This is a genomic window from Pseudomonas sp. 1L-E-NC-VB-C3 (assembly GCF_057291535.1).
In genome coordinates, this window is sequence record NZ_JBXAWD010000020.1 from 38,031 (window position 1) to 61,623 (window position 23,593).

Sequence of the window (23,593 nt, forward strand, 5' to 3'; positions counted from 1 at the left end):
CGACGTGCTCTGCATGCCGGTGGGATTTTTCATATCTGGCCCGATAGTGCCTACCCTTAAGAGACACCCGCCCGTTTCGCTGGCAGAACCATGACCGAACTCGTGTTAACGCTGATCAGTGCTGCGCTGCTCAACAACTTCGTGTTGCACTGGCCGCTGGGCGTCGCTCCGCTGCTGGCGGGCAGCCGACGCCAGGTCCATGCGCTGGGGTTGGCGACGTTGTGCCTGATGGTGGTGGTCGGCGTTATCGGTCAGGCGATCTGGCAGTGGATATTGGTGCCGTTGCAGCTTGAAGCGCTGCGCCTGTTCGTGTTTCTGCCATTGAGTGTGTTGTTGATCGCGCCGCTGCTGAAACTGCTGGCGCGCGGCCTGCCCGATTGGCCGTTCGCTGGATTGTGGCCGCTGCTGCTGGGCAATGCCGGGGTACTCGGGCTGGCCTTGATCAATGCGCAAAACGATCATGGCCTGCTGCACGCGACAGCTTTGAGTTTGGGTGCAGGGCTGGGTTTCTGGCTGGTGCTGAGCGTGTTCTGCGACCTGCGCGAGCGCACGGTCGACAACGATATTCCCCTGCCCTTTCGCGGCCTGCCGATCGATCTGATCAGCGCCGGACTGGTCGCAGTGATTTTTCTCGGATTCAGTGGATTGATCAAAACATGAGTCTGATTCAACGCATCGATGCCCTGCTGCCGCAGACCCAATGCGGCAAGTGCGGCCATCCCGGATGCAAACCCTATGCGCAAGGCATTGTTGACGGCGAGCCGATCAACAAGTGCCCGCCGGGCGGCGAGGAGACCATCGTCGCCCTGGCCGAACTGTTGAAAATACCGGTCCTGGAACTGGACATCAGCCGTGGCCCGGCACCGCCGCAAATCGCCTTTATCCGCGAGGCCGAATGCATCGGCTGCACCAAGTGCATTCAGGCCTGCCCGGTCGACGCCATCGTCGGCGCGGCAAAACTCATGCACACGGTGCTGATCGACGAGTGCACCGGTTGTGATCTGTGCGTTGCGCCGTGCCCGGTCGACTGCATCGAAATGCATCCTTTGCCTGCGAACACGATCCCAGTGGTTGGCGGTCTCGCATTCGATCTCGAAGAACAGCGCGCCCGCGCTGAAAAGCGTGACCATGCGCGCCAGCGTTTCGAGCGACGCAACCAGCGCTTGCTGCATGAAGAACAGCAAAAGCAGGCTGAACGTGAAGCGCGAGCCGCGCGTGCGGCACAACCGCAAGTATCGACCGCCGACCCGGTGCAGGCTGCGCTGGAGCGGGTGCGTGCGCAAAAAGCCGCGAACGCTGATGCGGCACTGAAGAAGGCCAAGGTCGATGTGGCGATGAGTCGAGCGCAACTGCACAAATCGCTGAAAGCCTTCGGTCACCCGCCGACGTTCGAGCAGCAGTCGCAATTGATCGTCCTGCAGCAACAATTCGAAGCCGCCGAGCAGGCGCTGGCGAATCTGGAAAGCAGCCAACCGGTGATTCCCGCCGTTCCCGCACCGACCAACGACGCCGAACTGAAGCGAGCCAAGATCCAGTTGGCCATGCGCCGCGCCGAGTTGAAAAAGGCTCAGGCAGCGGAGGCTGCGCCGGAGCAGATCGCAGCACTGGAGCAAGCCGTGAGTGACGCCGAGCGCAGGGTGCAAGACCATGCCGCCCCTTGAGCCAGTGGACGATCGCCTGCAACAGGCGATGAACACCGTGCTGCTGGCCGCTGTGCCGGGTCTGCTCGCTTTATTCTGGCTGTATGGCTGGGGCGTGTTGATCAACCTTTCCCTGGCGGTTGTCAGTGCTTTGCTCGTCGAAGCGGGCGTCGCCTGTCTGCGTCGGCAAGCGGTGCAAGCGGTGCAAGCGGCAATGCTTGATGGCAGCGCGCTGGTCAGTGCGATGTTGCTGACCGCCGCGCTGCCGGCTTATTGCCCTTGGTGGCTGACGGTCATTGCGACCGCTTCAGGTCTGTTGTTCGGCAAACATCTGTATGGCGGCGTCGGCAAAAACCCGTTCAACCCGGCGATGCTTGGCTTTGTCCTGAGCATAGTGCTGTTCCCGCAAGCGATGACCCATTGGCCCGCTCATGGCCTGGATTCTCTTGCGGCGCTGCAACAGGTTTTCAGTCCAGCGCAGGCGCCGGACGCTTGGGTGCAAGCCACGGCACTCGACAGTTTGCGCATCAATAAAAGCCTGACCATGCAGGAGCTGTTCGCCAGCAACCCGGCCTTCGGCCGTTTCGGCGGGCGCGGTGTGGAATGGGTGAATCTGGCGTTTCTGCTCGGCGGCCTGTGGCTGTTGCAGCGGCGGATCTTTTCCTGGCACGCACCGGTGGGGATGCTCGCCAGTCTGTTCGTCATCAGCCTGTTGTGCTGGAACGGCTCGGGGTCGGATTCCCATGGTTCGCCGCTGTTTCACCTGCTCAGCGGCGCGACCATGCTCGGTGCATTTTTTATTGTGACCGAGCCGGTGTCCGGCGCGAAAAGCGCCCTTGCCCGCCTGCTGTTCGGTGTTGGCGTCGGCCTGCTGACTTATCTGATTCGCACGTGGGGTGGTTACCCGGACGGCGTCGCGTTTGCGGTATTGCTGATGAATCTTCTGGTGCCGGCACTCGAACGCTTCGCCCTCAGCCGCCAGTCGAAGGTGAACGCGTGAACCGCTCAGCGAGTGTCGCGACGGTGGTGCTGCTGGCACTCGTTGGCATGAGTGCGACATACGTGTTGCAGCGCAGCAGTGCACCGCAGATTGCCAGCGAGCAGCGCTTGCTCGACAGCCGCAAATTGCTTGATGTCATGCCTGCCGCGCTCTACGACAATCAGCCGCTGGAGCTACCGCTGACGCTCGCCGAGCCTGCTTTGCGCCATAGCACGCTGTCGGGCGGCTATCGAGCGACCCGCTCCGGTCAGACAGTCGCGGTGCTGTTGCGCAGTCGCAGAGAAGGTTACGCAGGTACTCTGGAACTGCTGATTGCCATTGATGCTAATGGCAAACTTTTAGGCGTGAAAACCCTTGAGCAGCGCGAAACGCCAGGATTGGGTGGTTACATCGGTGAATGGCCGAATGCCTGGCTTCAGGCCTTCATCGGCAAATCCCGTACTGAGCCGACAGACGCCGGCTGGGCGCTGAAAAAGGATCAGGGGCAGTTCGATCAAATCGCTGGCGCGACCATTACCTCCCGTGCCGCCATTGACGCAATTCATGACGCACTGCGTTATTTCGATGAGCATCGGGCGCTGCTGTTGGGGACTGGCCCATGAAGCGCACGGTGAATTTATTGATGCTGGTGCCCCTACTGGGCGCCACACCAACATTCAGCGCTGCACTGGGGATAACCTTGATGCTCAGCGCGGTACTCGGTGTATTTGCCGTCTGCATGTCGCCGCTGCGCGAGCGCCTCACGGGCACCCGTGCATTGCTCGCCAGCCTGATAATCGCCGCGACGTTGACCAGTTGCGCGGATATTGTGGCGCAACGCTGGTTTTTGCCATGGCAGCAGACGTCTGAGCTCTACATAGGGCTGATCGCCTTGCACTGCGTCGTGTTTGAATACCACGGTGCCTTCCGCGAGCCCGTCGCTGTCAGCTTCAAACGCTGCGCAATGTTCGGCGCGCTCATGCTGGTAGTCGGCGGGCTGCGCGAGATTATCGGTTATGGCAGCCTTGGCCGAGGCCTTTCGGAGCATTGGCCAGGTCTGGTTTTATTCCCCGAAGGGCTGCGTCTGATTACGCTGGTTCCCGGCGCTTTGGTTTTACTGGGCCTGCTTCTCGCCGCCCGTCAGGCGTGGACACGCCGCAATTCTGTCATCAAGGAAACGCATCGCCCATGAATGCTGCAAAACGTCTTGAGATATTTCGCCGACTGCACGAAGACAATCCCGAGCCGAAAACCGAACTGGCCTACTCTTCGCCGTTCGAGCTGCTGATTGCGGTGATTCTTTCGGCGCAGTCCACCGATGTCGGCGTCAACAAGGCGACTGCCAAACTCTTTCCCGTCGCCAATACACCCGCCGCGATTCATGCGCTGGGTGTCGAGGGGCTGTCCGAGTACATCAAGACCATTGGCCTCTACAACAGCAAGGCGAAAAACGTCATTGAAACCTGCCGTTTGCTGGTTGAGCGTCATGGCGGTGAAGTCCCGCAAACCCGGGAAGAACTGGAAGCCTTGCCGGGCGTCGGGCGCAAGACCGCCAACGTGGTGCTCAACACCGCTTTCCGCCAATTGACCATGGCGGTCGACACGCACATTTTTCGCGTCAGCAATCGCACCGGCATCGCGCCGGGGAAAAATGTGGTGGAAGTAGAAATGAAGTTGATGAAGTTTGTACCGAAAGAATTCCTGCTCGACTCTCATCACTGGCTGATTTTGCACGGTCGTTATGTTTGCCTGGCGCGTAAACCGCGCTGCGGCAGCTGCCGCATCGAAGATCTATGCGAATACAAACATAAAACTTCTGACGATTGAGCGGTCATCGGTTTTTCGCATCCATCGATTGAAAAAATCTTTTTTACCCGCCGCAGTAATGTCGATATAAGGAGCGCCAAAGGCAGTCTTAGCCGGGAGTTGACTTCATGAGTACCGACACAGAGCAACTGGATGTAGAAGAGGATCTTATTGCCACCGACGCCGATGAGGTCGAACCGGTGGTTGAAGTGGCCAAGACCAACCTTAGCAAGCGTCGCACAATCGACAACCTGCTTGAGGAGCGCCGACTGCAAAGGCAATTGGCTGACTACGATTATGATCTGTGATATCTGAAGGCCTCCCTAGACGGAGGCTTTTCATTTTCTGCGACAACCGAGCTTGATCGGCCCATGACGTTCTCAGCTGTCGAATCGTTCAAACCAGGCCGTTGCGCTGCGCCAGCTCGATCAGATCAACCAGAGAGCGCGCATTGAGTTTCAGCAACAGGCGAGTCTTGTAGGTACTCACAGTCTTGTTGCTTAAAAACATGCCATCGGCGATTTCCTTGTTGGTCTTGCCGCGCGCCAACTGCTGCAACACCATCATTTCCCGCCCGGACAGACGATCAACCATGTCCGCTTCACTCGCATTGCCCAGACTGGTGCGCACGGTGTGCAGCGCCTGATTGGGAAAATAACTGTAGCCGGACAGTACTGCCTTGATCGCACTGAGCAATTCGGTCAGATCCTGCTGTTTGCACACGTAACCCGCTGCGCCCGATTGCATGCAACGCATTGAAAAATGGCCGGGAGCCTGGGAAGTCAGCACCAGCACTTTCACCGGCATGGCAGTGGAGGTCAGGCGCGCAATAACTTCCAGTCCGTCGAGTTTGGGTATTCCAATATCCAGGATGACAAGATCGGGTATTTGTTCACGAGCAATTTGTAGTGCATCAACGCCATTATCCGTTTCTGCAATGACTTCGTAGCCATGCCGTTCCATCAGCATACGTACCGCAAGTCGAATGACGGGGTGGTCATCCACGATCAGCACTTTATTCATGGGCAAGTCCAGTTTTCGCTGTTCGAATTTTTAGAACACGCACGATATCCCAGTCACTTGCTTCAAGGCATGGCAACTTTTACACGCATTTGCATCCAGAGACATTCCCTACAGGCATTGAGGATAATTCCCACAAATTCGCTGCCCTTGCCCCATTGCAACCGCCTTCCGATCTTTCATACACCGGCGGAGTTTGATCTTCATGCAGTCGAGTCCTACGCCATGGTGGGTCGTTGGAAAACTTCAACAGGCGCAATTACGAACCTTCATACACGATGATTTACCTGTCAAATTGGCCTTGGGCAAGCACTGGGACATACGACGTAACGAACCGACACAACCACCTGTTCGACACAACATCGTTGATTCTATAAAACTTTAGTTAACAGCCGCGCACTTACACAAGCGCCTTTACTATCGCTGAAACAACCAACTTAAACTAGACAAACCATGTAGAAGCAGAACAATGCTAAAGATAAAAAACAAAATCACCAACCCCATGACAGTCATCGCCATATTTGCAATTCTTTCGGAAACCTCGGCGGCGGTATCGTTACCATTTCTCGATAACAAGGACCGGGAAATTTACGTCTGGTTTCTGATCAGTTTCCCCTTTTACTTGTTATTCCTGTTCTTTATCACTCTCAACTTCAATCATCGCTCGCTTTACTCGCCTTCAGACTTCGGCAAAGACAAAAGCTTTTTGAAAACCACTCAAAATAACCAGAGGGACGAATCCTTTCGCGAAGCAGGCGAGCGTTGTGCTTTTGAGCTGACCAGTTGCATCGTGTCGGGTAAAACCGGGCCAGGCCGAGTGCCGATTCCCTGCAGAGTTCACAACGCGCCGGACCCACCGCTCGGTCCACGCGACCCATCCCATCCGGTTATGCAGAATATCAAGCTGTCACCCTGGGTAAGTGAACTGAACATCATTGACGCAAGAGAAGTTGATGCAGCGAAGGAATTCGATGCCATCTTCGAAACGCTAAAAGGCGTCGATAAAAAGCACGCGCGGGTTCTCGTATTTCTTTGTAATCATGCGTCGGACGCGCTTGCCCACTCCGCATTGCAACAGATCAGGCAGGCCAAGAAAGGCTCAGGAGCCACACTGTGCATCGTATATAACCTGTGTTCGCAGACGGTGACATTACTGGGACGAACCAGCTGAACCGGGTCAAGACTGCGCGCAGATACACGAGGGAGCCTGATGAACCAGAAAAAAAAGATGAAAAAAAGGCGGCCCTCAACAGGCCGCCATTTTTATTGCGCGTCGGTCTGAGCCACTCAGAACAACTTGCGGCCCTTGTTGGCAGCAATGCGCATGCGCAGCGCGTTGAGCTTGATGAAGCCCGCCGCATCCGCCTGATTGTAAGCACCGCCATCTTCTTCGAAGGTGGCGATGTTGGCGTCGAACAGCGAATCGTCGGACTTGCGGCCGGTGACGATGACGTTGCCCTTGTACAGCTTCAGGCGCACTACGCCGTTCACGTTGACCTGCGAAGCGTCGATCATCTGTTGCAGCATCAGACGCTCAGGGCTCCACCAGTAGCCGGTGTAGATCAGGCTGGCGTACTTGGGCATCAGCTCGTCTTTGAGGTGAGCGACTTCGCGGTCCAGAGTGATCGATTCGATGGCGCGGTGAGCGCGCAGCATGATGGTGCCACCCGGGGTCTCGTAGCAGCCACGGGACTTCATGCCGACATAACGGTTTTCGACGATGTCGAGACGACCGATGCCGTGCTCGCCGCCGATCTTGTTCAGCGTCGCCAGTACGGTGGCCGGGGTCATTTCGACGCCGTCCAGCGCGACGATGTCGCCGTTGCGGTAAGTCAGTTCCAGGTATTGCGGGGTGTCGGGAGCCTTCTCCGGGGAGACGGTCCAGCGCCACATGTCTTCTTCGTGCTCGGTCCAGGTGTCTTCCAGCACGCCGCCTTCATAGGAGATGTGCAGCAGGTTGGCGTCCATCGAGTACGGGGATTTTTTCTTGCCGTGGCGTTCGATCGGGATCGCGTGCTTCTCGGCGTAGTCCATCAGCTTTTCGCGCGACAGCAGGTCCCACTCGCGCCAAGGGGCGATCACTTTCACGCCTGGCTTGAGCGCGTAGGCGCCCAGTTCGAAGCGCACCTGGTCGTTGCCCTTGCCGGTGGCGCCATGGGAAATGGCGTCGGCGCCGGTTTCGTTGGCGATTTCGATCAGGCGCTTGGCGATCAGCGGACGGGCGATGGAAGTACCCAGCAGGTACTCGCCTTCGTAAACGGTGTTGGCGCGGAACATCGGGAACACGAAATCACGCACGAACTCTTCGCGCAGATCGTCGATGTAGATTTCTTTGACGCCCATGGCCTGAGCCTTGGCGCGGGCCGGCTCGACCTCTTCGCCTTGACCGAGATCGGCGGTGAAAGTCACCACTTCACAGTTATAAGTATCCTGCAGCCACTTGAGGATCACCGAAGTGTCCAGGCCGCCGGAATACGCCAGAACGACCTTGTTTACGTCCGCCATGCCATCACTCCACGGGGTTCTACGGAAAGCCGGGGAGTCTACCGCTCAAACGCGATAATTTACAGAGGCGCGACAGCTTAAGACGACAAAGCGACAGAATCTGTCGAGAGCGCGACGATGACCGGCGAGTCAGGAAGTCGTTGCGGCGGTGGCTGGCGTACTCGCTTGCGGCGCTGGCGCAGGAGCTGTGGTCGGTGCCACACGCGACAGTTTCACGTTGACCCGGCGATTCTTCGCACGATTGGCCTTGCTGGTGTTCGGCACGATCGGATACTGCTCGCCGTGGAAACGCACGGTGATCTGCGATTCCTGAATGCCGTTGGCCTTGAAGAAATCGACTACCGCCAGCGCGCGGCGGCGCGACAATTCGCGGTTGGTCAGACGATTGCCGCTGTTGTCGGAATGGCCGTCGAGGTCAATGTGGTTCACCGTCGGGTCGGCCTTCATGTATTCGAGCATCACTTGCAGCTTGGCCTTGGCAGCCGGGTCCAGCTCAACGCCTTCGCCGGGAAAACCTATCTGCGACTGCTTGATCTGGTCGAAATTCTGCGGCAGCAATTTCGCCACGCAGCCTTGATAGTCGTTGAACGCCTTGCTGAATTTCACCGGCAGCAAACGCACTTCCGACACCCGGCCATCGCCAGACGCACGGCGAACTACCGGGCTACGGCCGTCCAGCAGACCGCTGATCAGCCCACCGGCCTGGGATTGCGAGCTGTTGAACAACACATTGCCACTGCCCAGCCGTACCGAGCCCAGATTGATATCGCCGCGCCCCGGCTGCCACGGTGCAGCGGCAGCGAGCAACGTCGCCGAGCCGCCACCAAGCATGGCGTTGTAGGCGTTCAGGCGAAAGATCGCCTGCTCACCGGCCTTGCGCACGAACTCGCCCGAGCCGAAATCAGTGATCGGTTGCGTCAGGCGGCATTCGAACTGGTCGCCGGCGACCGTCCACTCAATGTTCTCCAGACGGGTCTGGTAAGTCAGCGCCATCGCGGGAAGGCTGGCAAACACACTGAGCAGGGCTAAATAACGCTGGCGCACGGGAGGCTCCATTGGCTTGTGAAACACAAACACCGATTCACACAATGTTTACGGCATACCTTCGGGATATCGGACGCTTGTGGCAAAACTTGATAGCGGGTGCCTGCAAGAGTCTTTTCCGGTAGCATTCGCCTCAGTTTGACCCGCCTGGAATCCCCTCATGTCCGACCGCCTGACCCTGCTGCGTCCCGACGACTGGCACATTCATCTTCGCGATGGTGCCGTGTTGACCAATACCGTTGCCGATGTGGCCCGCACCTTCGGGCGCGCGATCATCATGCCGAACCTGGTACCGCCGGTGCGCAACGCCGCTGAAGCCGACGGCTATCGTCAGCGCATTCTCGCTGCCCGCCCGGCCGGCAGTCAGTTCGAGCCGTTGATGGTGCTGTACCTCACCGACCGCACCCAACCGGAAGAAATTCGTCAGGCCAAGGCCAGCGGTTTCGTCTACGCCGCCAAGCTTTACCCGGCCGGCGCGACCACCAATTCCGATTCCGGCGTGACCAGCATCGACAAGATCTTCCCGGCGCTCGAAGCCATGGCCGAAGTCGGCATGCCGCTGTTGATCCACGGTGAAGTCACCCGTGGCGACGTCGATGTGTTCGACCGCGAAAAAATCTTCATCGATGAGCACATGCGCCGCGTGGTCGAGCGCTTCCCGACGCTGAAAGTGGTGTTCGAGCACATCACCACCGGTGACGCCGTGCAATTCGTCAACGAGGCTTCGGCCAACGTCGGCGCGACCATCACCGCGCACCACCTGTTGTACAACCGTAACCACATGCTGGTGGGCGGGATTCGGCCACACTTCTATTGCTTGCCGATCCTCAAGCGCAACACCCATCAGGAAGCCTTGCTCGATGCCGCCACCAGCGGCAGCGCCAAGTTCTTCCTCGGCACCGACTCGGCGCCCCACGCCCTGCACGCCAAGGAAGCCGCCTGCGGTTGCGCCGGTTGCTACACCGCCTACGCCGCCATCGAGATGTATGCCGAAGCGTTTGAACAGCGTAATGCGCTGGACAAGCTCGAAGCCTTCGCCAGCCTCAACGGCCCGCGTTTCTACGGCCTGCCGGCAAACACCGATCGCATCACCCTGGTTCGCGAAGAATGGACCGCCCCAACCAGCCTGCCATTTGGCGAGCTGACCGTTATCCCGCTGCGCGCCGGTGAAAAACTGCGCTGGCGCCTGCTGGAGGAACACGCGTGAGTGAAGAGCATTTCGACGATGAGCTGGACGGTCAAGGTGGTGGCGGCGGTTCCCGTCACCCGATGGCAGCGCGTTTTCGCGGCTACCTGCCGGTTGTCGTCGACGTAGAAACCGGTGGCTTCAACGCAGCCACCGATGCCCTGCTGGAGATTGCCGCGACCACCATCGCCATGGATGAAAAGGGTTTCGTCTACCCGGATCACACCTACTTCTTCCGCGTCGAGCCATTCGAAGGTGCGAACGTTGAAGCGGCAGCGCTGGAATTCACCGGGATCAAGCTTGATCATCCGCTGCGCATGGCCGTCAGTGAAGAAACCGCGCTGACCGATATTTTCCGTGGCATCCGCAAGGCCCTCAAAGCCAACGGTTGCAAACGGGCGATTCTGGTCGGGCACAACAGCAGCTTCGATCTGGGCTTTCTCAACGCAGCAGTCGCGCGGCTGGACATGAAGCGCAACCCGTTCCACCCGTTCTCCAGTTTCGACACGGCGACTCTGGCGGGTCTGGCGTACGGTCAGACAGTGCTGGCGAAAGCCTGTCAGGCCGCCGGCATCGATTTCGACGGTCGTGAGGCGCACTCGGCGCGCTACGACACCGAAAAGACCGCTGAGCTGTTCTGCGGCATCGTCAATCGCTGGAAACAGATGGGCGGCTGGGAAGACTTCGACGACTGATCCTCGGCGAACAAATCCCGCGCATAAAAAAACCGGCCACATGGGCCGGTTTTTTTGTACCTCGACGTTGCGCCTTACAGGGCAGCAGCGTTTTCGGTCAGGTAAGCCGCAACGCCTTCTGGCGAAGCGTTCATGCCTTTGTCGCCTTTCTTCCAGTTGGCCGGGCAGACTTCGCCGTGCTCTTCGTGGAATTGCAGCGCGTCGACCAGACGGATCAGCTCTTCCATGTTACGGCCCAGCGGCAGGTCGTTGATGATCTGCGAGCGAACCACGCCTTTGTCGTCGATCAGGAACGCGCCACGGAAAGCCACGCCGCCTTCGGATTCAACGTCGTAAGCCTTGGCGATGTCGTGCTTCATGTCGGCAGCCATGGTGTATTTCACCTGGCCGATGCCGCCATTGTTCACTGGAGTGTTGCGCCAGGCGTTGTGGGTGAAGTGCGAGTCGATCGACACAGCGATCACTTCAACGTTGCGCGCCTTGAAGTCAGCCATGCGGTTGTCCAGAGCGATCAGCTCGGACGGGCAGACGAAGGTGAAGTCCAGCGGGTAGAAGAACACCAGGCCGTATTTGCCTTTGATGGCCGAGGACAGGGTGAAGCTGTCAACGATCTCGCCATTGCCGAGTACGGCCGGGACGGTGAAGTCTGGGGCTTGTTTGCCTACGAGTACGCTCATTGATATCTCCTGGTGTAGAAACTTGAAGTTCAGGGTCCGGGCCAGCCTGTCACCCTCAGGCGACAGCCCTGTGACACGAACCCTCTTCGCAAGGGACGACCATCATACACTGCGTGTTTGGCCTGTCCGTAACGGATTTTCCCTGTTCGGTTATCCACTGCGTATTCATGGGGTCAGACGCGCATTTGGAAAATACCGTTCGTCAGTCGCTGGGAAATTGGCTGGGAAGCGTTCCGAAAGCACTTTGACAATCATTCTCGTTAACATTAAGATCCATCGCAATTGAGTCACAACCAGCGACGGTTCTTACTTATGTATGTTTGCCTCTGCACTGGCGTCACCGACGGACAGATCCGCGAAGCGATCTATGAAGGTTGCTGCAGCTACAAAGAAGTTCGCCAGGCCACCGGCGTCGCCAGCCAGTGCGGCAAATGCGCCTGCCTTGCCAAGGAAGTGGTCCGCGAAACCCTGACCAAGCTGCAAACCGCCCAGGCCGCGATCCCTTACCCTGTAGAATTTACTGCTGCGTAAATGCCCCCATTTCAAAGAACCGGACTTCGCGTCCGGTTTTTTTATGCCTGAAAATCAATTGCTTAGCGTCCAGACGCGGAACACAAACATTCTTATTCCGATTAATTTTCATTTATTATTCAATAACTTAGGTTTGACACTTATAAACACCAAGCTCAAACTCCGCCTTATATACAGTTAATACAGGGCAGGACTCCGATCATGAAAGGCGACATTACAGTCATCCAGCATCTCAACAAGATCCTTGCCAATGAGCTGGTCGCGATCAATCAGTACTTCCTGCATGCGCGCATGTATGAAGATTGGGGTCTGAACAAGCTCGGCAAGCACGAATATCACGAATCCATCGACGAGATGAAACACGCGGACAAGCTGATCAAGCGCATCCTGTTCCTTGAAGGCCTGCCGAACGTTCAGGACCTGGGCAAGCTGCACATCGGCGAACACACCCGCGAAATGCTCGAATGCGACCTGCGCATCGAAAAGACCGGCCACGCCGACCTGAAAGCCGCCATCGCCCATTGCGAAACCGTTGGCGACTTCGGCAGCCGTGAACTGCTCGAAGACATTCTCGAGTCGGAAGAAGAACACATCGACTGGCTGGAAACCCAGCTCGGCCTGATCGACAAGATCGGCCTGGAAAACTATCTGCAGTCGCAGATGGGCGAAGAGTAGGAGCTGTCGAGTGAAACGAGGCGGCGATCTTTATCGATTTCAGCCTTGATACTCAGTCAACTCATATAACCAACAAAAAGCCCCGCCCTCTTTCGAGGTGCGGGGCTTTTTGTTGGCCGAAGATCAAAAGATCGCAGCCTCGTTTCACTCGACAGCTCCTTCGGGAGACGCGTCGTCGAGCGAAACTCTATGAACGTAGAATCAGGCTTCGGACTTGTTCGCCGCTGCCGCTTCGACAGCCGCCTTGATGGTGCTTTGCAGCGAACCGTCTGCAGCCATCTCGGTCATGATGTCGCTGCCGCCGACCAGCTCACCGCCGACCCACAGTTGCGGGAAAGTCGGCCAGTTGGCGTACTTTGGCAGGTTGGCGCGGATTTCCGGGTTCTGCAGGATGTCCACGTACGCGAACTTTTCACCACAGGCCATCACGGCTTGCGCAGCTTTTGCGGAGAAGCCGCACTGCGGGGCATTCGGCGAGCCTTTCATGTAAAGCAGAATGGTGTTGTTGGCAATCTGCTCTTTAATCGTTTCGATGATATCCATGGAGCACCTCGGCTGAACTTTCCGACTCAGAGGTCGGCACGGTGGCGCATTGTAACGGAATCCCGAGCGCCATGCTCGGTCTCCCCGACAGACCCGCTCAAGCCGCCGCCACTGTCACCGGCACACCGTTCAACGCCGCGTTGCCCGACAGTTCGTCAAGCTGGCACTCGTCGGTCAGGTCGTTGGCGCTCGACCCCGGCTGGCCGCTGGCGATCGCCATCTGCACGCCCGGGCGCGCGTGGCCCCAACCGTGGGGCAGGCTGACCACGCCTTTCATCATGTCGAGACTGGCGAGCACTTCCACCTCGATCTGCCCGACCCGCGAACTCACCCGAACCCGTTGCCCGTCGGCCAGGCCACGGCTGGCCAGATCATCCGGGTGCATCAGCAACTGATGCCGCGGCTTGCCCTTCACCAGTCGATGGAAGTTGTGCATCCACGAATTGTTGCTGCGCACATGGCGGCGGCCGATCATCAACAACTCATCGGCAGCCGGCGCCTGCAACGCGGCAAAGCGAGCGAGGTCAGCGAGAATTTCCGGCGGTGCGGCCTGGATACGCTGATTCGGCGTTTTCAGACGTGATGCCAGATTCGGCTTCAGCGCACCCAGATCCACGCCATGCGGATGATCGAACAGCGTCGCCAACGACAACTTGTGCTCGGACGCATCGCCGTAGCGGCCCATGCGCAGGCCCATGTCGATCATCTTCGCCGGCGGCATCGTCGGTTTCAGCTCCTTGCCGGTTTTCTCGGCGAAGGCCTTGGCCAAACCGACGAAGATCTCCCAGTCGTGCAGCGCACCCTCGGGCTTGGCGAGGATCGCGCGATTGAAGCGGGTCACGTTACGCACCGCAAACAGGTTGAACGTGGTGTCGTAGTGATCGTTTTCCAGCGCCGAGGTCGACGGCAGGATCAGATCGGCATAGCGCGTGGTTTCGTTGATGTACAGGTCGATGCTGAGCATGAAGTCGAGGCCGTCCAGCGCCTGTTCCAGTTGCCGGCCGTTGGGTGTCGACAACACCGGGTTGCCGGCCACGGTGATCAGCGCGCGGATCTGCCCCTCGCCCTCGGTGAGCATTTCTTCGGCCAGCGCCGAGACCGGCAACTCGCCGCCGTATTCAGGACGCCCGGAAACGCGGCTCTGCCATTTGTTGAAATGCCCGCCCGAGGTCGACGCCACCAGGTCCACCGCTGGCTCGGTGCACAGGGCACCGCCAACGCGGTCGAGGTTGCCCGTGACCAGGTTGATCAACTGCACCACCCAATGACACAAGGTGCCGAAGGCCTGGGTCGAGACGCCCATGCGTCCATAGCAGACGGCGCTTGGCGCGGCAGCGAAGTCGCGGGCGAGTTGGCGGATCTGCTCGGCAGGCACCGCGCAGAGCGGGCTCATCGCTTCGGCACTAAACGCAGCCACGGCGCTGCGCACCTCGTCGAGGCCATCGACCGGCAAATGGCTGTCGCGGGTCAGGCCTTCGCTGAACAGCGTATTGAGCATGCCGAATAACAGCGCCGCGTCGCCGCCCGGGCGGACGAACACGTGCTGATCAGCCATCGCTGCGGTTTCGCTGCGGCGCGGATCGACTACCACCACTTTGCCGCCACGTGCCTGAATAGCCTTCAGGCGTTTCTCGACATCCGGCACGGTCATGATGCTGCCGTTGGACGCCAGCGGATTGCCGCCGAGAATCAGCATGAAATCGGTGTGATCGATGTCCGGAATTGGCAACAGCAAGCCGTGGCCGTACATCAGATAGCTGCTGAGGTGATGCGGCAATTGATCGACTGAAGTGGCCGAATAACGATTGCGGGTTTTCAGCAACCCCAGGAAGTAATTGCTGTGGGTCATCAGGCCGTAGTTGTGCACGCTCGGATTGCCCTGATACACCGCAACGGCGTTCTGGCCGTGACGTTCCTGAATCGCCGCGAGTTTCTCGGCCACCAGCGCAAACGCCTCGTCCCATTCGATCGGCAGCCATTCGCTGCCGACGCGGCGCATTGGCTGACGCAGCCGGTCGGGATCGTTCTGAATATCTTGCAGGGCCACGGCTTTCGGGCAGATATGGCCGCGGCTGAAGGTGTCGAGGGCATCGCCCTTGATCGAGGTGATCGCGACATCGCCATCGGTTTCCGTAGTTTCGATGGTCAGCCCGCAAATGGCTTCGCACAGGTGGCACGCACGGTGGTGAAGAGTCTTGGTCATGGCCAGTCTCTGTCTTGTTCGGGGGCAGGCGATCACGCCCGCGGGAACAAAACTATGGCCCGTGCGCGGAGCAGGCGCCAGCGACGTTCGTCTCGTGAATCGATGGTTATCAGGGCAGCCGATAAACCGTCGCGATCAGTTCGAAGGCAACTGCGGCGGTGCGGCCAGCTGGATTTCCTGGATGGTTTCGATCTGCTCGTGGGCGACGTGGACGCCGGTGAGCTCGCCGATCAACCGCCAGTGCTCATCGAGCCCGGCGCTGATGGTGGCCATGCGATCGATCATGTGTCGGCCGGCGGATTTGACCACTTCGTCGTCACTGCGCAGCAACTCGAAAGACATCGAGGTGACTGACGCGGTGAGATGGGTCAGGGAGCGAGCCGTGTGGCCCAGCAGCTCCATTAACAGTTGTTCTTTCGATTCCATGCGGAGGCTTCCTGCGTCGCTCGAAACTTATTTATAACCCAGCACTTTGCTTTAGCAAATGTTTCAGTCTGAACATCCGACCAAGCGAATCGGTGGCGCCGCGTTCGTAAACCGACCAGGACCGCTGCGTTGCCGTCGCGGCGCATTGCCAAGCCCGGCGGCGCCAGTGTACAAAGAGGCTCACCGCTGTACTGAATCCGGCTTCAACATGCGTGATCGAAATGCTCGGTCCGCGCTCCGAATCCCGCTGAAAAAGTACCCTATTGGAAAAACGCGACATTTAGTGTCAATATCGCGCCTTCCCCTATTTCGTCGCCCCGTGCGGCTTACGCCGCAGGTCTCGCCCGTTGTTCCGTTAAACAAGGCTTTGAGCATCTGCGGTCTGTAGCAAAAAGGTAGTCAATGATGAGCGCAAGGCACTTTCTCTCCCTGATGGATTGCACGCCCGAAGAGCTGGTCAGCGTGATCCGTCGAGGCGTTGAGCTCAAGGACCTGCGTAACCGCGGCGTACTGTTCGAGCCTCTGAAAAACCGCGTGCTGGGGATGATTTTCGAAAAATCCTCGACCCGTACCCGGATCTCCTTCGAGGCCGGCATGATCCAGCTCGGCGGCCAGGCAATCTTCCTGTCCCCGCGCGACACCCAACTGGGCCGTGGCGAGCCGATCAGCGATTGCGCCATCGTCATGTCGAGCATGCTCGATGCGGTGATGATCCGCACCTTCGCCCACAGCACCCTCACCGAATTCGCCGCCAACTCGCGCGTGCCGGTGATCAACGGCCTGTCCGATGATCTGCACCCGTGCCAGTTGCTCGCCGACATGCAGACCTTCCTCGAACACCGTGGCTCGATCCAGGGCAAGACCGTGGCCTGGATCGGTGACGGCAACAACATGTGCAACAGCTATATAGAAGCGGCGATCCAGTTCGACTTCCAGTTGCGCGTTGCCTGCCCGGAAGGCTACGAGCCGAACCCGCAATTCGTCGCCCAGGCTGGTGATCGCGTGACCATCGTCCGCGATCCGCAAGACGCCGTGCGTGGCGCGCATCTGGTCAGCACCGACGTCTGGACTTCGATGGGTCAGGAAGAGGAAACTGCCAAGCGCCTCAAGCTGTTCGCGCCGTTTCAGGTCAACCGTGCCTTGCTCGACCTCGCTGCCGAGGACGTGCTGTTCATGCACTGCCTGCCGGCGCACCGTGGCGAAGAAATCAGTCTCGACCTGCTCGATGATCCGCGCTCCGTCGCCTGGGATCAGGCAGAAAACCGTCTCCACGCACAGAAGGCCCTGCTCGAGTTCCTCGTCGAACCGGCATATCACCACGCATGAGCCATGAATTACTGCTGAACCTGCGCAACCTCGCTTGCGGCTATCAAGATCAACGCGTGGTGCAGAACCTCAATCTGCACCTCAACGCCGGCGACATCGGCTGCCTGCTCGGCTCGTCCGGCTGCGGCAAGACCACCACCCTGCGCGCAATCGCCGGTTTCGAACCGGTGCATGAAGGCGAAATCACCCTCGGTGGCGAAACCCTGTCCAGCGCCGGTTTTACCCTGGCGCCGGAGAAACGCCGGATCGGCATGGTGTTTCAGGACTACGCGCTGTTCCCGCACCTGAGCGTGGCCGACAACATCGCTTTCGGCATTCGCAAGCACCCGAACAAGGCGCGCGTGGTCGAAGAGCTGCTGGAACTGGTCAACCTGAAAAACCTCGACAAGCGCTTCCCCCACGAATTGTCCGGCGGCCAGCAACAGCGCGTCGCCCTCGCCCGTGCCTTGGCGCCGGAGCCGCAGTTGCTGCTGCTCGACGAGCCGTTTTCCAATCTCGATGGCGAACTGCGCCGCAAGCTCAGCCATGAGGTGCGCGACATTCTCAAGGCTCGTGGCACCAGTGCGATTCTGGTCACCCACGATCAGGAAGAAGCTTTCGCCGTCAGCGATCATGTTGGCGTGTTCAAGGAAGGTCGGCTGGAACAGTGGGATACGCCCTACAACCTCTACCACGAACCGGCGACGCCTTATGTCGCCAGTTTCATCGGTCAGGGTTATTTCATTCGCGGTCAGCTCGTCACCCCGGAATCGGTGCAGACCGAGCTGGGTGAACTGCGCGGCAACCGTGCTTACACCTGGCCGATTGGCGGTGCGGTGGATGTGCTGTTGCGTCCGGATGACATTGTTTATGCACCGGACAGTGCGTTGAAGGCGCAGATTGTCGGCAAGACATTCCTCGGCGCGGCGACCTTGTATCGCCTGCAACTGCCGACCGGCGCGCAGCTGGAATCGATCTTCCCCAGCCACGCCGATCATCTGGTTGGGGCGCAGGTCGGGATTCGCGTAGCGGCGGATCACCTGGTGCTGTTCCAGGCATCCGGCAGCACCGCGGCGCAGATTCCGGCGGTGGAAAACGGCGTCCGTCGGTTCAGCACCAGCCTTTGATCCGCACTGGATAAAAATTGTGGGAGCGAGCCTGCTCGCGAATGCGGTGTTTCAGTCGCCGAAGATGTTGACTGAAAGAGCGCTTTCGCGAGCAGGCTCGCTCCCACAGTTGGTATTGCCTCAGCCTAAAAACAGGGTACCGCTGGCCACCAGCGTCGCATTGCCGCCAATCTTCACCCGCTCACCTTCCAGCCGACAAAACAACTCGCCGCCCCGCGCCGAGCGCTGGCACGCGGTCAGATTCGTTTTGCCCAGACGCTTGGACCAGTACGGAATCAGGCTGCAATGCGTCGAACCGGTCACCGGATCTTCATTGATACCGATCGCCGGGGCGAAATAGCGCGAGACGAAATCATGCTGGTTGCCACGCGCGGTGACGATTGCACCCAGCCATGGCAGTTTCGCCAGCGCCGCCATGTCCGGTTTGCAGTCGAGCACGGCCTGCTCCGATTCCAGCACCACGAACAGTTCGTTGGAGCCGAGCACATCAACAGCCTCGACACCCAGCGCCCGCTCGACATCCAGCGTCACGCCGATTTCCGAAGGCACGATGGTCGGGAAATCCAGCCACAGCCGGTCGCCTTCGCGGCTGACACTCAGCGGCCCGGACTTGCAGATGAAGTCGATGCGCTCGGCGCTTTCCTTATAGATTTCGAACAGTACAAACGCGCTGGCCAGGGTCGCATGCCCGCACAGCGGCACTTCGGTGGTCGGGGTGAACCAGCGGATATGCCAGGCCTGCCCTTCGCGCACCAGAAACGCAGTCTCCGCCAGGTTGTGTTCGGCGGCGATTTTCTGCATCAAGTCATCGGCCAGCCAGCTGTCGAGCCGATAGACCATCGCAGGGTTGCCACTGAACGGCCGATCACTGAACGCGTCGACCTGATGAAACGCAAGCTGCATGATTTTCTCCCTGAATTGGTCGACCGAGCATGCAACGGCGGCCCGGATCAGTGCCAGTGACAGAAGCGCAATTTTTTCTTCATACAGCTGGCGCGCATTTTAAGCCCGGCCGATATCGGCGAACTGCGCCTGGGTGTGCTCGGCCAGCACCGCCGGTGCCAATTCCACTTCCAGTCCTCGCCGCCCGGCACTCACATAAATAGTCGCGAACCCCTGAGCGGAACTGTCGATGAAGGTGCGCAGGCGTTTCTTCTGCCCGAGCGGGCTGATGCCGCCCAACAGGTAGCCGGTGGAGCGTTGCGCGGCAGCGGGATCAGCCATTTCGGCTTTTTTCACTCCAGCGGCATGGGCCAGCCCTTTGAGGTCGAGCGTTCCGACGACCGGCACCACAGCCACCAGCAGTTCGCCTTTTTCACTGGCGGCCAGCAAGGTTTTGAACACTTGCGCCGGTGCGAGCTCGAGCTTCTCCGCCGCCTCCAGCCCGTAGGACGCGGCCTTCGGATCATGTTCGTAACTGTGCACGCGATGTTCGGCACGAACTTTTTTCAACAAGTCCAACGCTGGGGTCATGGCAGCTCCGGGTTCGGCAATCTTTGAAAAAACCTGCGGCGGATTCTAGGTCATCGTTGGGCAAAAGGCTCTATTCCAAGCCGCGAATCCCGTGGCTTCGCGCTGCATTCAAGCAGTTCGCGGCGCTGATCATTCACACGGCGAATAGTTTTATTGTGACCGACAGTTCACTTTCGACCTTTGACAGGTTTGTTTCTTGTCTATATTTTTTCGAATCTGAATAATGTAAGAATTATGCTTCGCGCAGTACCCAGCAGTAACCCGGGAACCGAATGGGGATTCCGACCCGGTGAAGATCGCGCCCTGCTCCGTTGGCAAGGCGCCACACAAGAAAAAGAACCGAGGTTTTCAATGACAGCTGCTTTACCGCAACCATCGCTTTCCGGCCAATGCATGGCCGAATTCCTGGGCACCGCCCTTCTGATCTTCTTCGGCACCGGTTGTGTCGCCGCGCTCAAAGTCGCAGGTGCCAGCTTCGGCCTGTGGGAGATCAGCATCATCTGGGGCGTCGGCGTGAGCATGGCGATCTACCTCACCGCCGGGGTTTCCGGCGCGCACCTGAACCCGGCCGTGAGCATTGCTCTGGCAATCTTCGCTGACTTCGAAAAGCGCAAACTGCCGTTCTACATCCTTTCGCAGATTGCCGGCGCCTTCTGCGGCGCATTGCTGGTCTACACGCTCTACAGCAATCTGTTCTTCGATTACGAACAAACCCACCAGATGGTTCGTGGCTCGGCTGCCAGCCTGGAATTGGCCTCGGTGTTCTCCACCTACCCGAACCCGGTGCTGTCGACGGCCCAGGCCTTTCTGGTCGAGATGATCATCACCGCGATCCTGATGGGCGTGATCATGGCCCTGACCGATGACAACAACGGCCTGCCACGAGGCCCCATGGCGCCGCTGCTGATCGGTCTGCTGATTGCCGTGATCGGCAGTGCGATGGGTCCGCTGACCGGTTTCGCGATGAACCCTGCGCGTGACTTCGGTCCGAAACTGATGACTTTCTTTACCGGTTGGGGTGAAATTTCCTTCACCGGTGGTCGTGATATTCCGTATTTCCTGATTCCGATTTTTGCACCGATTGTCGGTGCCTGCCTCGGCGCTGCCGGGTATCGCGGGCTCATCGCCCGTCACCTGACCGGCGCCACACCTGCTACAAAGGATGCAGAACCGGCCATTGACGGCAAACCAAGAACTTCTTGAAACAGTCGGCGCCGGCTCCTGCCCATCCGAGCCGGCGCCACGGCCCACTCTCGTTTTTTTCGTCCAAGGCAATCGACATGACCGACATTCAGAACAAGAACTACATCATTGCCCTTGATCAGGGTACGACCAGTTCGCGCGCGATCATCTTCGACCGCGACGCGAACGTAGTCTGCACCGCGCAGCGCGAATTCGTTCAGCATTACCCGCAGGCCGGTTGGGTCGAGCACGACCCGATGGAAATCTTCGCCACCCAGAGCGCGGTGATGGTTGAAGCGCTGGCCCAAGCCGGCCTGCACCACGACCAGGTTGCCGCGATCGGTATCACCAACCAGCGTGAAACCACCGTGGTCTGGGACAAGACCACCGGCCGCCCCGTGTATAACGCGATCGTCTGGCAGTGCCGCCGCAGCACCGAGATCTGCCAGCAGCTCAAGCGCGATGGCCACGAAGACTACATCCGCGACACCACCGGCCTGGTCACCGACCCGTACTTCTCCGGCACCAAACTGAAGTGGATCCTCGACAACGTCGAAGGCAGCCGCGAGCGTGCGCGCAACGGCGAGCTGCTGTTCGGCACCGTCGATAGCTGGCTGATCTGGAAATTCACCGGCGGCAAGGTGCACGTCACCGACTACACCAACGCCTCGCGCACCATGCTCTTCAACATTCACTCGCTGGAGTGGGACTCGAAGATGCTGGAGATCCTCGACATCCCGCGCGAGATGCTCCCGGAAGTCAAAGCGTCCTCGGAAATCTACGGTCGCACCAAGAGCGGCATCGCCATCGGCGGCATCGCCGGCGACCAGCAAGCGGCACTGTTCGGGCAGATGTGCGTCGAGCCGGGCCAGGCGAAAAACACCTACGGCACCGGTTGCTTCCTGCTGATGAACACCGGCGACAAAGCGGTGAAATCCCAGCACGGCATGCTCACCACCATCGCCTGCGGCCCGCGCGGCGAAGTGGCTTATGCTCTGGAAGGCGCCGTGTTCAACGGCGGTTCGACCGTGCAATGGCTGCGTGATGAACTGAAAATCGTCAACGACGCCCACGACACCGAATACTTTGCCAACAAGGTCAAGGACAGCAACGGTGTGTATCTGGTGCCGGCGTTCACCGGTCTCGGCGCGCCGTACTGGGACCCGTATGCCCGTGGCGCACTGTTCGGCCTGACGCGCGGCGTCCGCGTGGATCACATCATCCGCGCCGCGCTGGAGTCGATCGCCTACCAGACCCGCGACGTACTCGACGCCATGCAACAGGATTCCGGCGAACGCCTCAAAGCCCTGCGCGTGGACGGCGGTGCGGTGGCGAACAACTTCCTCATGCAGTTCCAGGCCGACATCCTCGGCACCCAGGTCGAACGCCCGCAAATGCGCGAAACCACCGCACTCGGCGCGGCTTATCTGGCCGGCCTGGCCTGCGGTTTCTGGGGCAGCCTGGAAGAACTGCGCGGCAAGGCAGTGATCGAGCGCGAGTTCGAACCGAGCCTTGACGAAACCGAGAAAGAGAAACTCTACAAAGGCTGGAAAAAAGCCGTCAGCCGCACCCGTGACTGGGCGCGTGAGGACGCTGAATAAGCCAGCCTTGAGTTACACATAGGTATCTAACTGGTCGGGAGCGGATTCCTGCGGCATCATGGGCAAATTTTGCACGGCAGCCCAAAGGAAGCCCCATGAATCTGCCTCCCCGTCAGCAGCAAATCCTCGAGCTGGTCCGCGAACGCGGCTATGTGAGCATCGAGGAAATGGCCACGCTGTTCGTTGTCACCCCGCAAACAATCCGCCGCGACATCAACCAGCTCGCGGAAGCCAATCTGCTGCGTCGCTACCACGGTGGCGCCGCTTACGATTCCAGTGTCGAAAACACCGCGTATGCCATGCGTGCCGATCAGATGCGTGATGAAAAGCAACGCATCGGTGAAGCCATTGCCGCGCAGATCCCCGATCACGCCTCGCTGTTCATCAATATCGGTACCACCACCGAATCGATCGCTCGCGCCCTGCTCAATCACAGTCACCTGAAGATCATCACCAACAACCTGCACGTCGCCTCGATGCTCAGCGCCAAGGATGATTTCGATGTGCTGCTGACCGGCGGCAACGTGCGCCGCGACGGTGGTGTGGTCGGTCAGGCGAGTGTGGACTTCATCAATCAGTTCAAGGTCGATTTCGCCTTGGTCGGGATCAGCGGGATCGATGAGGACGGCAGCCTGCTCGACTTCGACTATCAGGAGGTCCGGGTCAGCCAGGCGATCATCGCCAACGCGCGACAGGTGATTCTCGCGGCGGACTCAAGCAAGTTCGGGCGTAATGCGATGATTCGACTGGGGCCGATCAGCCTGATCGATTGCCTTGTCACCGATCAGCAGCCGGTACCGGCGCTGGCGCAATTGCTGAGTCAGCACAAAATTCGTCTGGAAGTCGTTTAACGCTTCCAGGCATCAAAAGATCGCAGCCTTCGGCAGCTCCTGCATCTGGAATGCATTCCTCCTGTAGGAGCTGCCGAAGGCTGCGATCTTTTGCTTTTAATGTTCGGATATTTTCCTTTCTCGG

Annotated in this window: 26 protein-coding genes; 17 read left to right on the top strand and 9 right to left on the bottom strand. The window is 59.1% G+C overall.

From position 1 onward, the window contains the following. The first annotated feature begins 90 nt into the window (after nucleotides 1-90). From AC0Z5Z_RS24820 to AC0Z5Z_RS24850, 7 genes are all read left to right on the top strand, one after another. Complete coding sequence (locus AC0Z5Z_RS24820; RefSeq protein ID WP_150637387.1) at nucleotides 91-660, top strand: Rnf-Nqr domain containing protein; 570 nt, start codon at nucleotides 91-93, stop codon at nucleotides 658-660. Further along, on the top strand, nucleotides 657-1,661 hold the full coding sequence (rsxB, locus tag AC0Z5Z_RS24825) for an electron transport complex subunit RsxB (RefSeq protein WP_236168283.1): 1,005 nt from the start codon (nucleotides 657-659) through the stop codon (nucleotides 1,659-1,661). Before AC0Z5Z_RS24820 ends, rsxB begins: the two co-directional genes overlap by 4 nt. Then, a complete protein-coding gene (locus AC0Z5Z_RS24830; protein WP_485611780.1) occupies nucleotides 1,648-2,640 on the top strand; it encodes an RnfABCDGE type electron transport complex subunit D in 993 nt (330 codons plus the stop codon). Before rsxB ends, AC0Z5Z_RS24830 begins: the two co-directional genes overlap by 14 nt. Next, nucleotides 2,637-3,242: an RnfABCDGE type electron transport complex subunit G gene (locus tag AC0Z5Z_RS24835; RefSeq protein WP_150741900.1), complete on the top strand. Its 606-nt coding sequence runs from the start codon at nucleotides 2,637-2,639 to the stop codon at nucleotides 3,240-3,242. Before AC0Z5Z_RS24830 ends, AC0Z5Z_RS24835 begins: the two co-directional genes overlap by 4 nt. Then, entirely contained in the window at nucleotides 3,239-3,811 is a 573-nt protein-coding gene (locus tag AC0Z5Z_RS24840) for an Rnf-Nqr domain containing protein (protein WP_150741899.1), read from the top strand. Before AC0Z5Z_RS24835 ends, AC0Z5Z_RS24840 begins: the two co-directional genes overlap by 4 nt. Further along, nucleotides 3,808-4,446: an endonuclease III gene (gene nth / locus AC0Z5Z_RS24845; protein ID WP_016773410.1), complete on the top strand. Its 639-nt coding sequence runs from the start codon at nucleotides 3,808-3,810 to the stop codon at nucleotides 4,444-4,446. The genes AC0Z5Z_RS24840 and nth overlap by 4 nt, the downstream gene beginning before the upstream one ends. Before the next feature lie 107 nt (nucleotides 4,447-4,553). Further along, complete coding sequence (locus AC0Z5Z_RS24850; RefSeq protein WP_041479865.1) at nucleotides 4,554-4,733, top strand: PA3496 family putative envelope integrity protein; 180 nt, start codon at nucleotides 4,554-4,556, stop codon at nucleotides 4,731-4,733. A gap of 88 nt (nucleotides 4,734-4,821) precedes the next feature. On the opposite strand, the gene AC0Z5Z_RS24855 is transcribed toward AC0Z5Z_RS24850, so the two are convergent. Beyond that, nucleotides 4,822-5,448 carry a response regulator transcription factor gene (locus tag AC0Z5Z_RS24855; RefSeq protein ID WP_016773408.1) on the bottom strand — a complete coding sequence of 209 codons (627 nt, stop codon included), beginning with the start codon at nucleotides 5,446-5,448 and terminating at the stop codon, nucleotides 4,822-4,824. Nucleotides 5,449-5,914: 466 nt separating this feature from the next. Here AC0Z5Z_RS24855 and AC0Z5Z_RS24860 point away from each other — a divergent pair, with 466 nt between their 5' ends. Next, the gene (locus AC0Z5Z_RS24860; protein WP_095181788.1) at nucleotides 5,915-6,616 is read left to right on the top strand and encodes a hypothetical protein; all 702 of its coding nucleotides are present in this window, start codon (nucleotides 5,915-5,917) and stop codon (nucleotides 6,614-6,616) included. A 116-nt stretch (nucleotides 6,617-6,732) separates the two neighbouring features. Here AC0Z5Z_RS24860 and AC0Z5Z_RS24865 read toward each other — a convergent pair whose 3' ends face one another. Both AC0Z5Z_RS24865 and AC0Z5Z_RS24870 read right to left on the bottom strand, forming a co-directional pair. Next, the gene (locus AC0Z5Z_RS24865; protein WP_007953201.1) at nucleotides 6,733-7,950 is read right to left on the bottom strand and encodes an argininosuccinate synthase; all 1,218 of its coding nucleotides are present in this window, start codon (nucleotides 7,948-7,950) and stop codon (nucleotides 6,733-6,735) included. A 129-nt stretch (nucleotides 7,951-8,079) separates the two neighbouring features. Then, complete coding sequence (locus AC0Z5Z_RS24870; RefSeq protein ID WP_016773406.1) at nucleotides 8,080-8,994, bottom strand: flagellar protein MotY; 915 nt, start codon at nucleotides 8,992-8,994, stop codon at nucleotides 8,080-8,082. A gap of 160 nt (nucleotides 8,995-9,154) precedes the next feature. On the opposite strand from AC0Z5Z_RS24870, the gene pyrC reads away from it, so the two are divergent. Together pyrC and rnt are read left to right on the top strand one after the other, a co-directional pair. Then, nucleotides 9,155-10,201 carry a dihydroorotase gene (gene pyrC, locus AC0Z5Z_RS24875; RefSeq protein ID WP_353188138.1) on the top strand — a complete coding sequence of 349 codons (1,047 nt, stop codon included), beginning with the start codon at nucleotides 9,155-9,157 and terminating at the stop codon, nucleotides 10,199-10,201. Further along, nucleotides 10,198-10,875, top strand: coding sequence for a ribonuclease T (gene rnt / locus AC0Z5Z_RS24880; RefSeq protein WP_252868210.1), 678 nt, complete (start codon nucleotides 10,198-10,200; stop codon nucleotides 10,873-10,875). The genes pyrC and rnt overlap by 4 nt, the downstream gene beginning before the upstream one ends. 74 nt (nucleotides 10,876-10,949) lie before the next feature. On the opposite strand, the gene AC0Z5Z_RS24885 is transcribed toward rnt, so the two are convergent. After that, nucleotides 10,950-11,552 carry a peroxiredoxin gene (locus AC0Z5Z_RS24885; protein ID WP_003227723.1) on the bottom strand — a complete coding sequence of 201 codons (603 nt, stop codon included), beginning with the start codon at nucleotides 11,550-11,552 and terminating at the stop codon, nucleotides 10,950-10,952. Between the two features lie 312 nt (nucleotides 11,553-11,864). On the opposite strand from AC0Z5Z_RS24885, the gene AC0Z5Z_RS24890 reads away from it, so the two are divergent. Both AC0Z5Z_RS24890 and bfr read left to right on the top strand, forming a co-directional pair. Beyond that, a complete protein-coding gene (locus AC0Z5Z_RS24890; RefSeq protein ID WP_003227725.1) occupies nucleotides 11,865-12,083 on the top strand; it encodes a bacterioferritin-associated ferredoxin in 219 nt (72 codons plus the stop codon). A 201-nt stretch (nucleotides 12,084-12,284) separates the two neighbouring features. After that, nucleotides 12,285-12,758 carry a bacterioferritin gene (bfr, locus tag AC0Z5Z_RS24895; protein ID WP_016773403.1) on the top strand — a complete coding sequence of 158 codons (474 nt, stop codon included), beginning with the start codon at nucleotides 12,285-12,287 and terminating at the stop codon, nucleotides 12,756-12,758. Nucleotides 12,759-12,959: 201 nt separating this feature from the next. Here the strand turns inward: bfr and grxD are convergent, their stop codons facing one another. The 3 genes from grxD to AC0Z5Z_RS24910 form a co-directional block, all read right to left on the bottom strand. Beyond that, nucleotides 12,960-13,301: a Grx4 family monothiol glutaredoxin gene (grxD, locus tag AC0Z5Z_RS24900; RefSeq protein ID WP_016773402.1), complete on the bottom strand. Its 342-nt coding sequence runs from the start codon at nucleotides 13,299-13,301 to the stop codon at nucleotides 12,960-12,962. A gap of 97 nt (nucleotides 13,302-13,398) precedes the next feature. Next, nucleotides 13,399-15,504: a molybdopterin oxidoreductase family protein gene (locus AC0Z5Z_RS24905; RefSeq protein WP_485611781.1), complete on the bottom strand. Its 2,106-nt coding sequence runs from the start codon at nucleotides 15,502-15,504 to the stop codon at nucleotides 13,399-13,401. 135 nt (nucleotides 15,505-15,639) lie between these two features. Beyond that, the gene (locus AC0Z5Z_RS24910) at nucleotides 15,640-15,930 is read right to left on the bottom strand and encodes a hypothetical protein (RefSeq protein ID WP_041479870.1); all 291 of its coding nucleotides are present in this window, start codon (nucleotides 15,928-15,930) and stop codon (nucleotides 15,640-15,642) included. Nucleotides 15,931-16,335: 405 nt separating this feature from the next. Between AC0Z5Z_RS24910 and argF the strand changes: the two genes are divergently transcribed. Beyond that, nucleotides 16,336-17,256 carry an ornithine carbamoyltransferase gene (gene argF, locus AC0Z5Z_RS24915; RefSeq protein WP_315434867.1) on the top strand — a complete coding sequence of 307 codons (921 nt, stop codon included), beginning with the start codon at nucleotides 16,336-16,338 and terminating at the stop codon, nucleotides 17,254-17,256. Beyond that, nucleotides 17,253-18,362: an ABC transporter ATP-binding protein gene (locus tag AC0Z5Z_RS24920; RefSeq protein WP_485611782.1), complete on the top strand. Its 1,110-nt coding sequence runs from the start codon at nucleotides 17,253-17,255 to the stop codon at nucleotides 18,360-18,362. The genes argF and AC0Z5Z_RS24920 overlap by 4 nt, the downstream gene beginning before the upstream one ends. Nucleotides 18,363-18,482: 120 nt before the next feature. Here AC0Z5Z_RS24920 and AC0Z5Z_RS24925 read toward each other — a convergent pair whose 3' ends face one another. Both AC0Z5Z_RS24925 and ybaK read right to left on the bottom strand, forming a co-directional pair. After that, nucleotides 18,483-19,265, bottom strand: coding sequence for a PhzF family phenazine biosynthesis protein (locus tag AC0Z5Z_RS24925; RefSeq protein WP_095181784.1), 783 nt, complete (start codon nucleotides 19,263-19,265; stop codon nucleotides 18,483-18,485). 99 nt (nucleotides 19,266-19,364) lie between these two features. Then, the gene (gene ybaK, locus AC0Z5Z_RS24930; RefSeq protein ID WP_485611783.1) at nucleotides 19,365-19,835 is read right to left on the bottom strand and encodes a Cys-tRNA(Pro) deacylase; all 471 of its coding nucleotides are present in this window, start codon (nucleotides 19,833-19,835) and stop codon (nucleotides 19,365-19,367) included. Between the two features lie 351 nt (nucleotides 19,836-20,186). On the opposite strand from ybaK, the gene AC0Z5Z_RS24935 reads away from it, so the two are divergent. The 3 genes from AC0Z5Z_RS24935 to AC0Z5Z_RS24945 all read left to right on the top strand — a co-directional run bounded on the left by AC0Z5Z_RS24935 (nucleotide 20,187) and on the right by AC0Z5Z_RS24945 (nucleotide 23,469). Next, nucleotides 20,187-21,038 carry an MIP/aquaporin family protein gene (locus tag AC0Z5Z_RS24935; protein ID WP_016773396.1) on the top strand — a complete coding sequence of 284 codons (852 nt, stop codon included), beginning with the start codon at nucleotides 20,187-20,189 and terminating at the stop codon, nucleotides 21,036-21,038. Between the two features lie 77 nt (nucleotides 21,039-21,115). Next, a complete protein-coding gene (gene glpK / locus AC0Z5Z_RS24940) occupies nucleotides 21,116-22,618 on the top strand; it encodes a glycerol kinase GlpK (RefSeq protein ID WP_024014162.1) in 1,503 nt (500 codons plus the stop codon). Between the two features lie 95 nt (nucleotides 22,619-22,713). Then, complete coding sequence (locus AC0Z5Z_RS24945) at nucleotides 22,714-23,469, top strand: DeoR/GlpR family transcriptional regulator (protein WP_007953179.1); 756 nt, start codon at nucleotides 22,714-22,716, stop codon at nucleotides 23,467-23,469. Nucleotides 23,470-23,593: the final 124 nt, after the last annotated feature.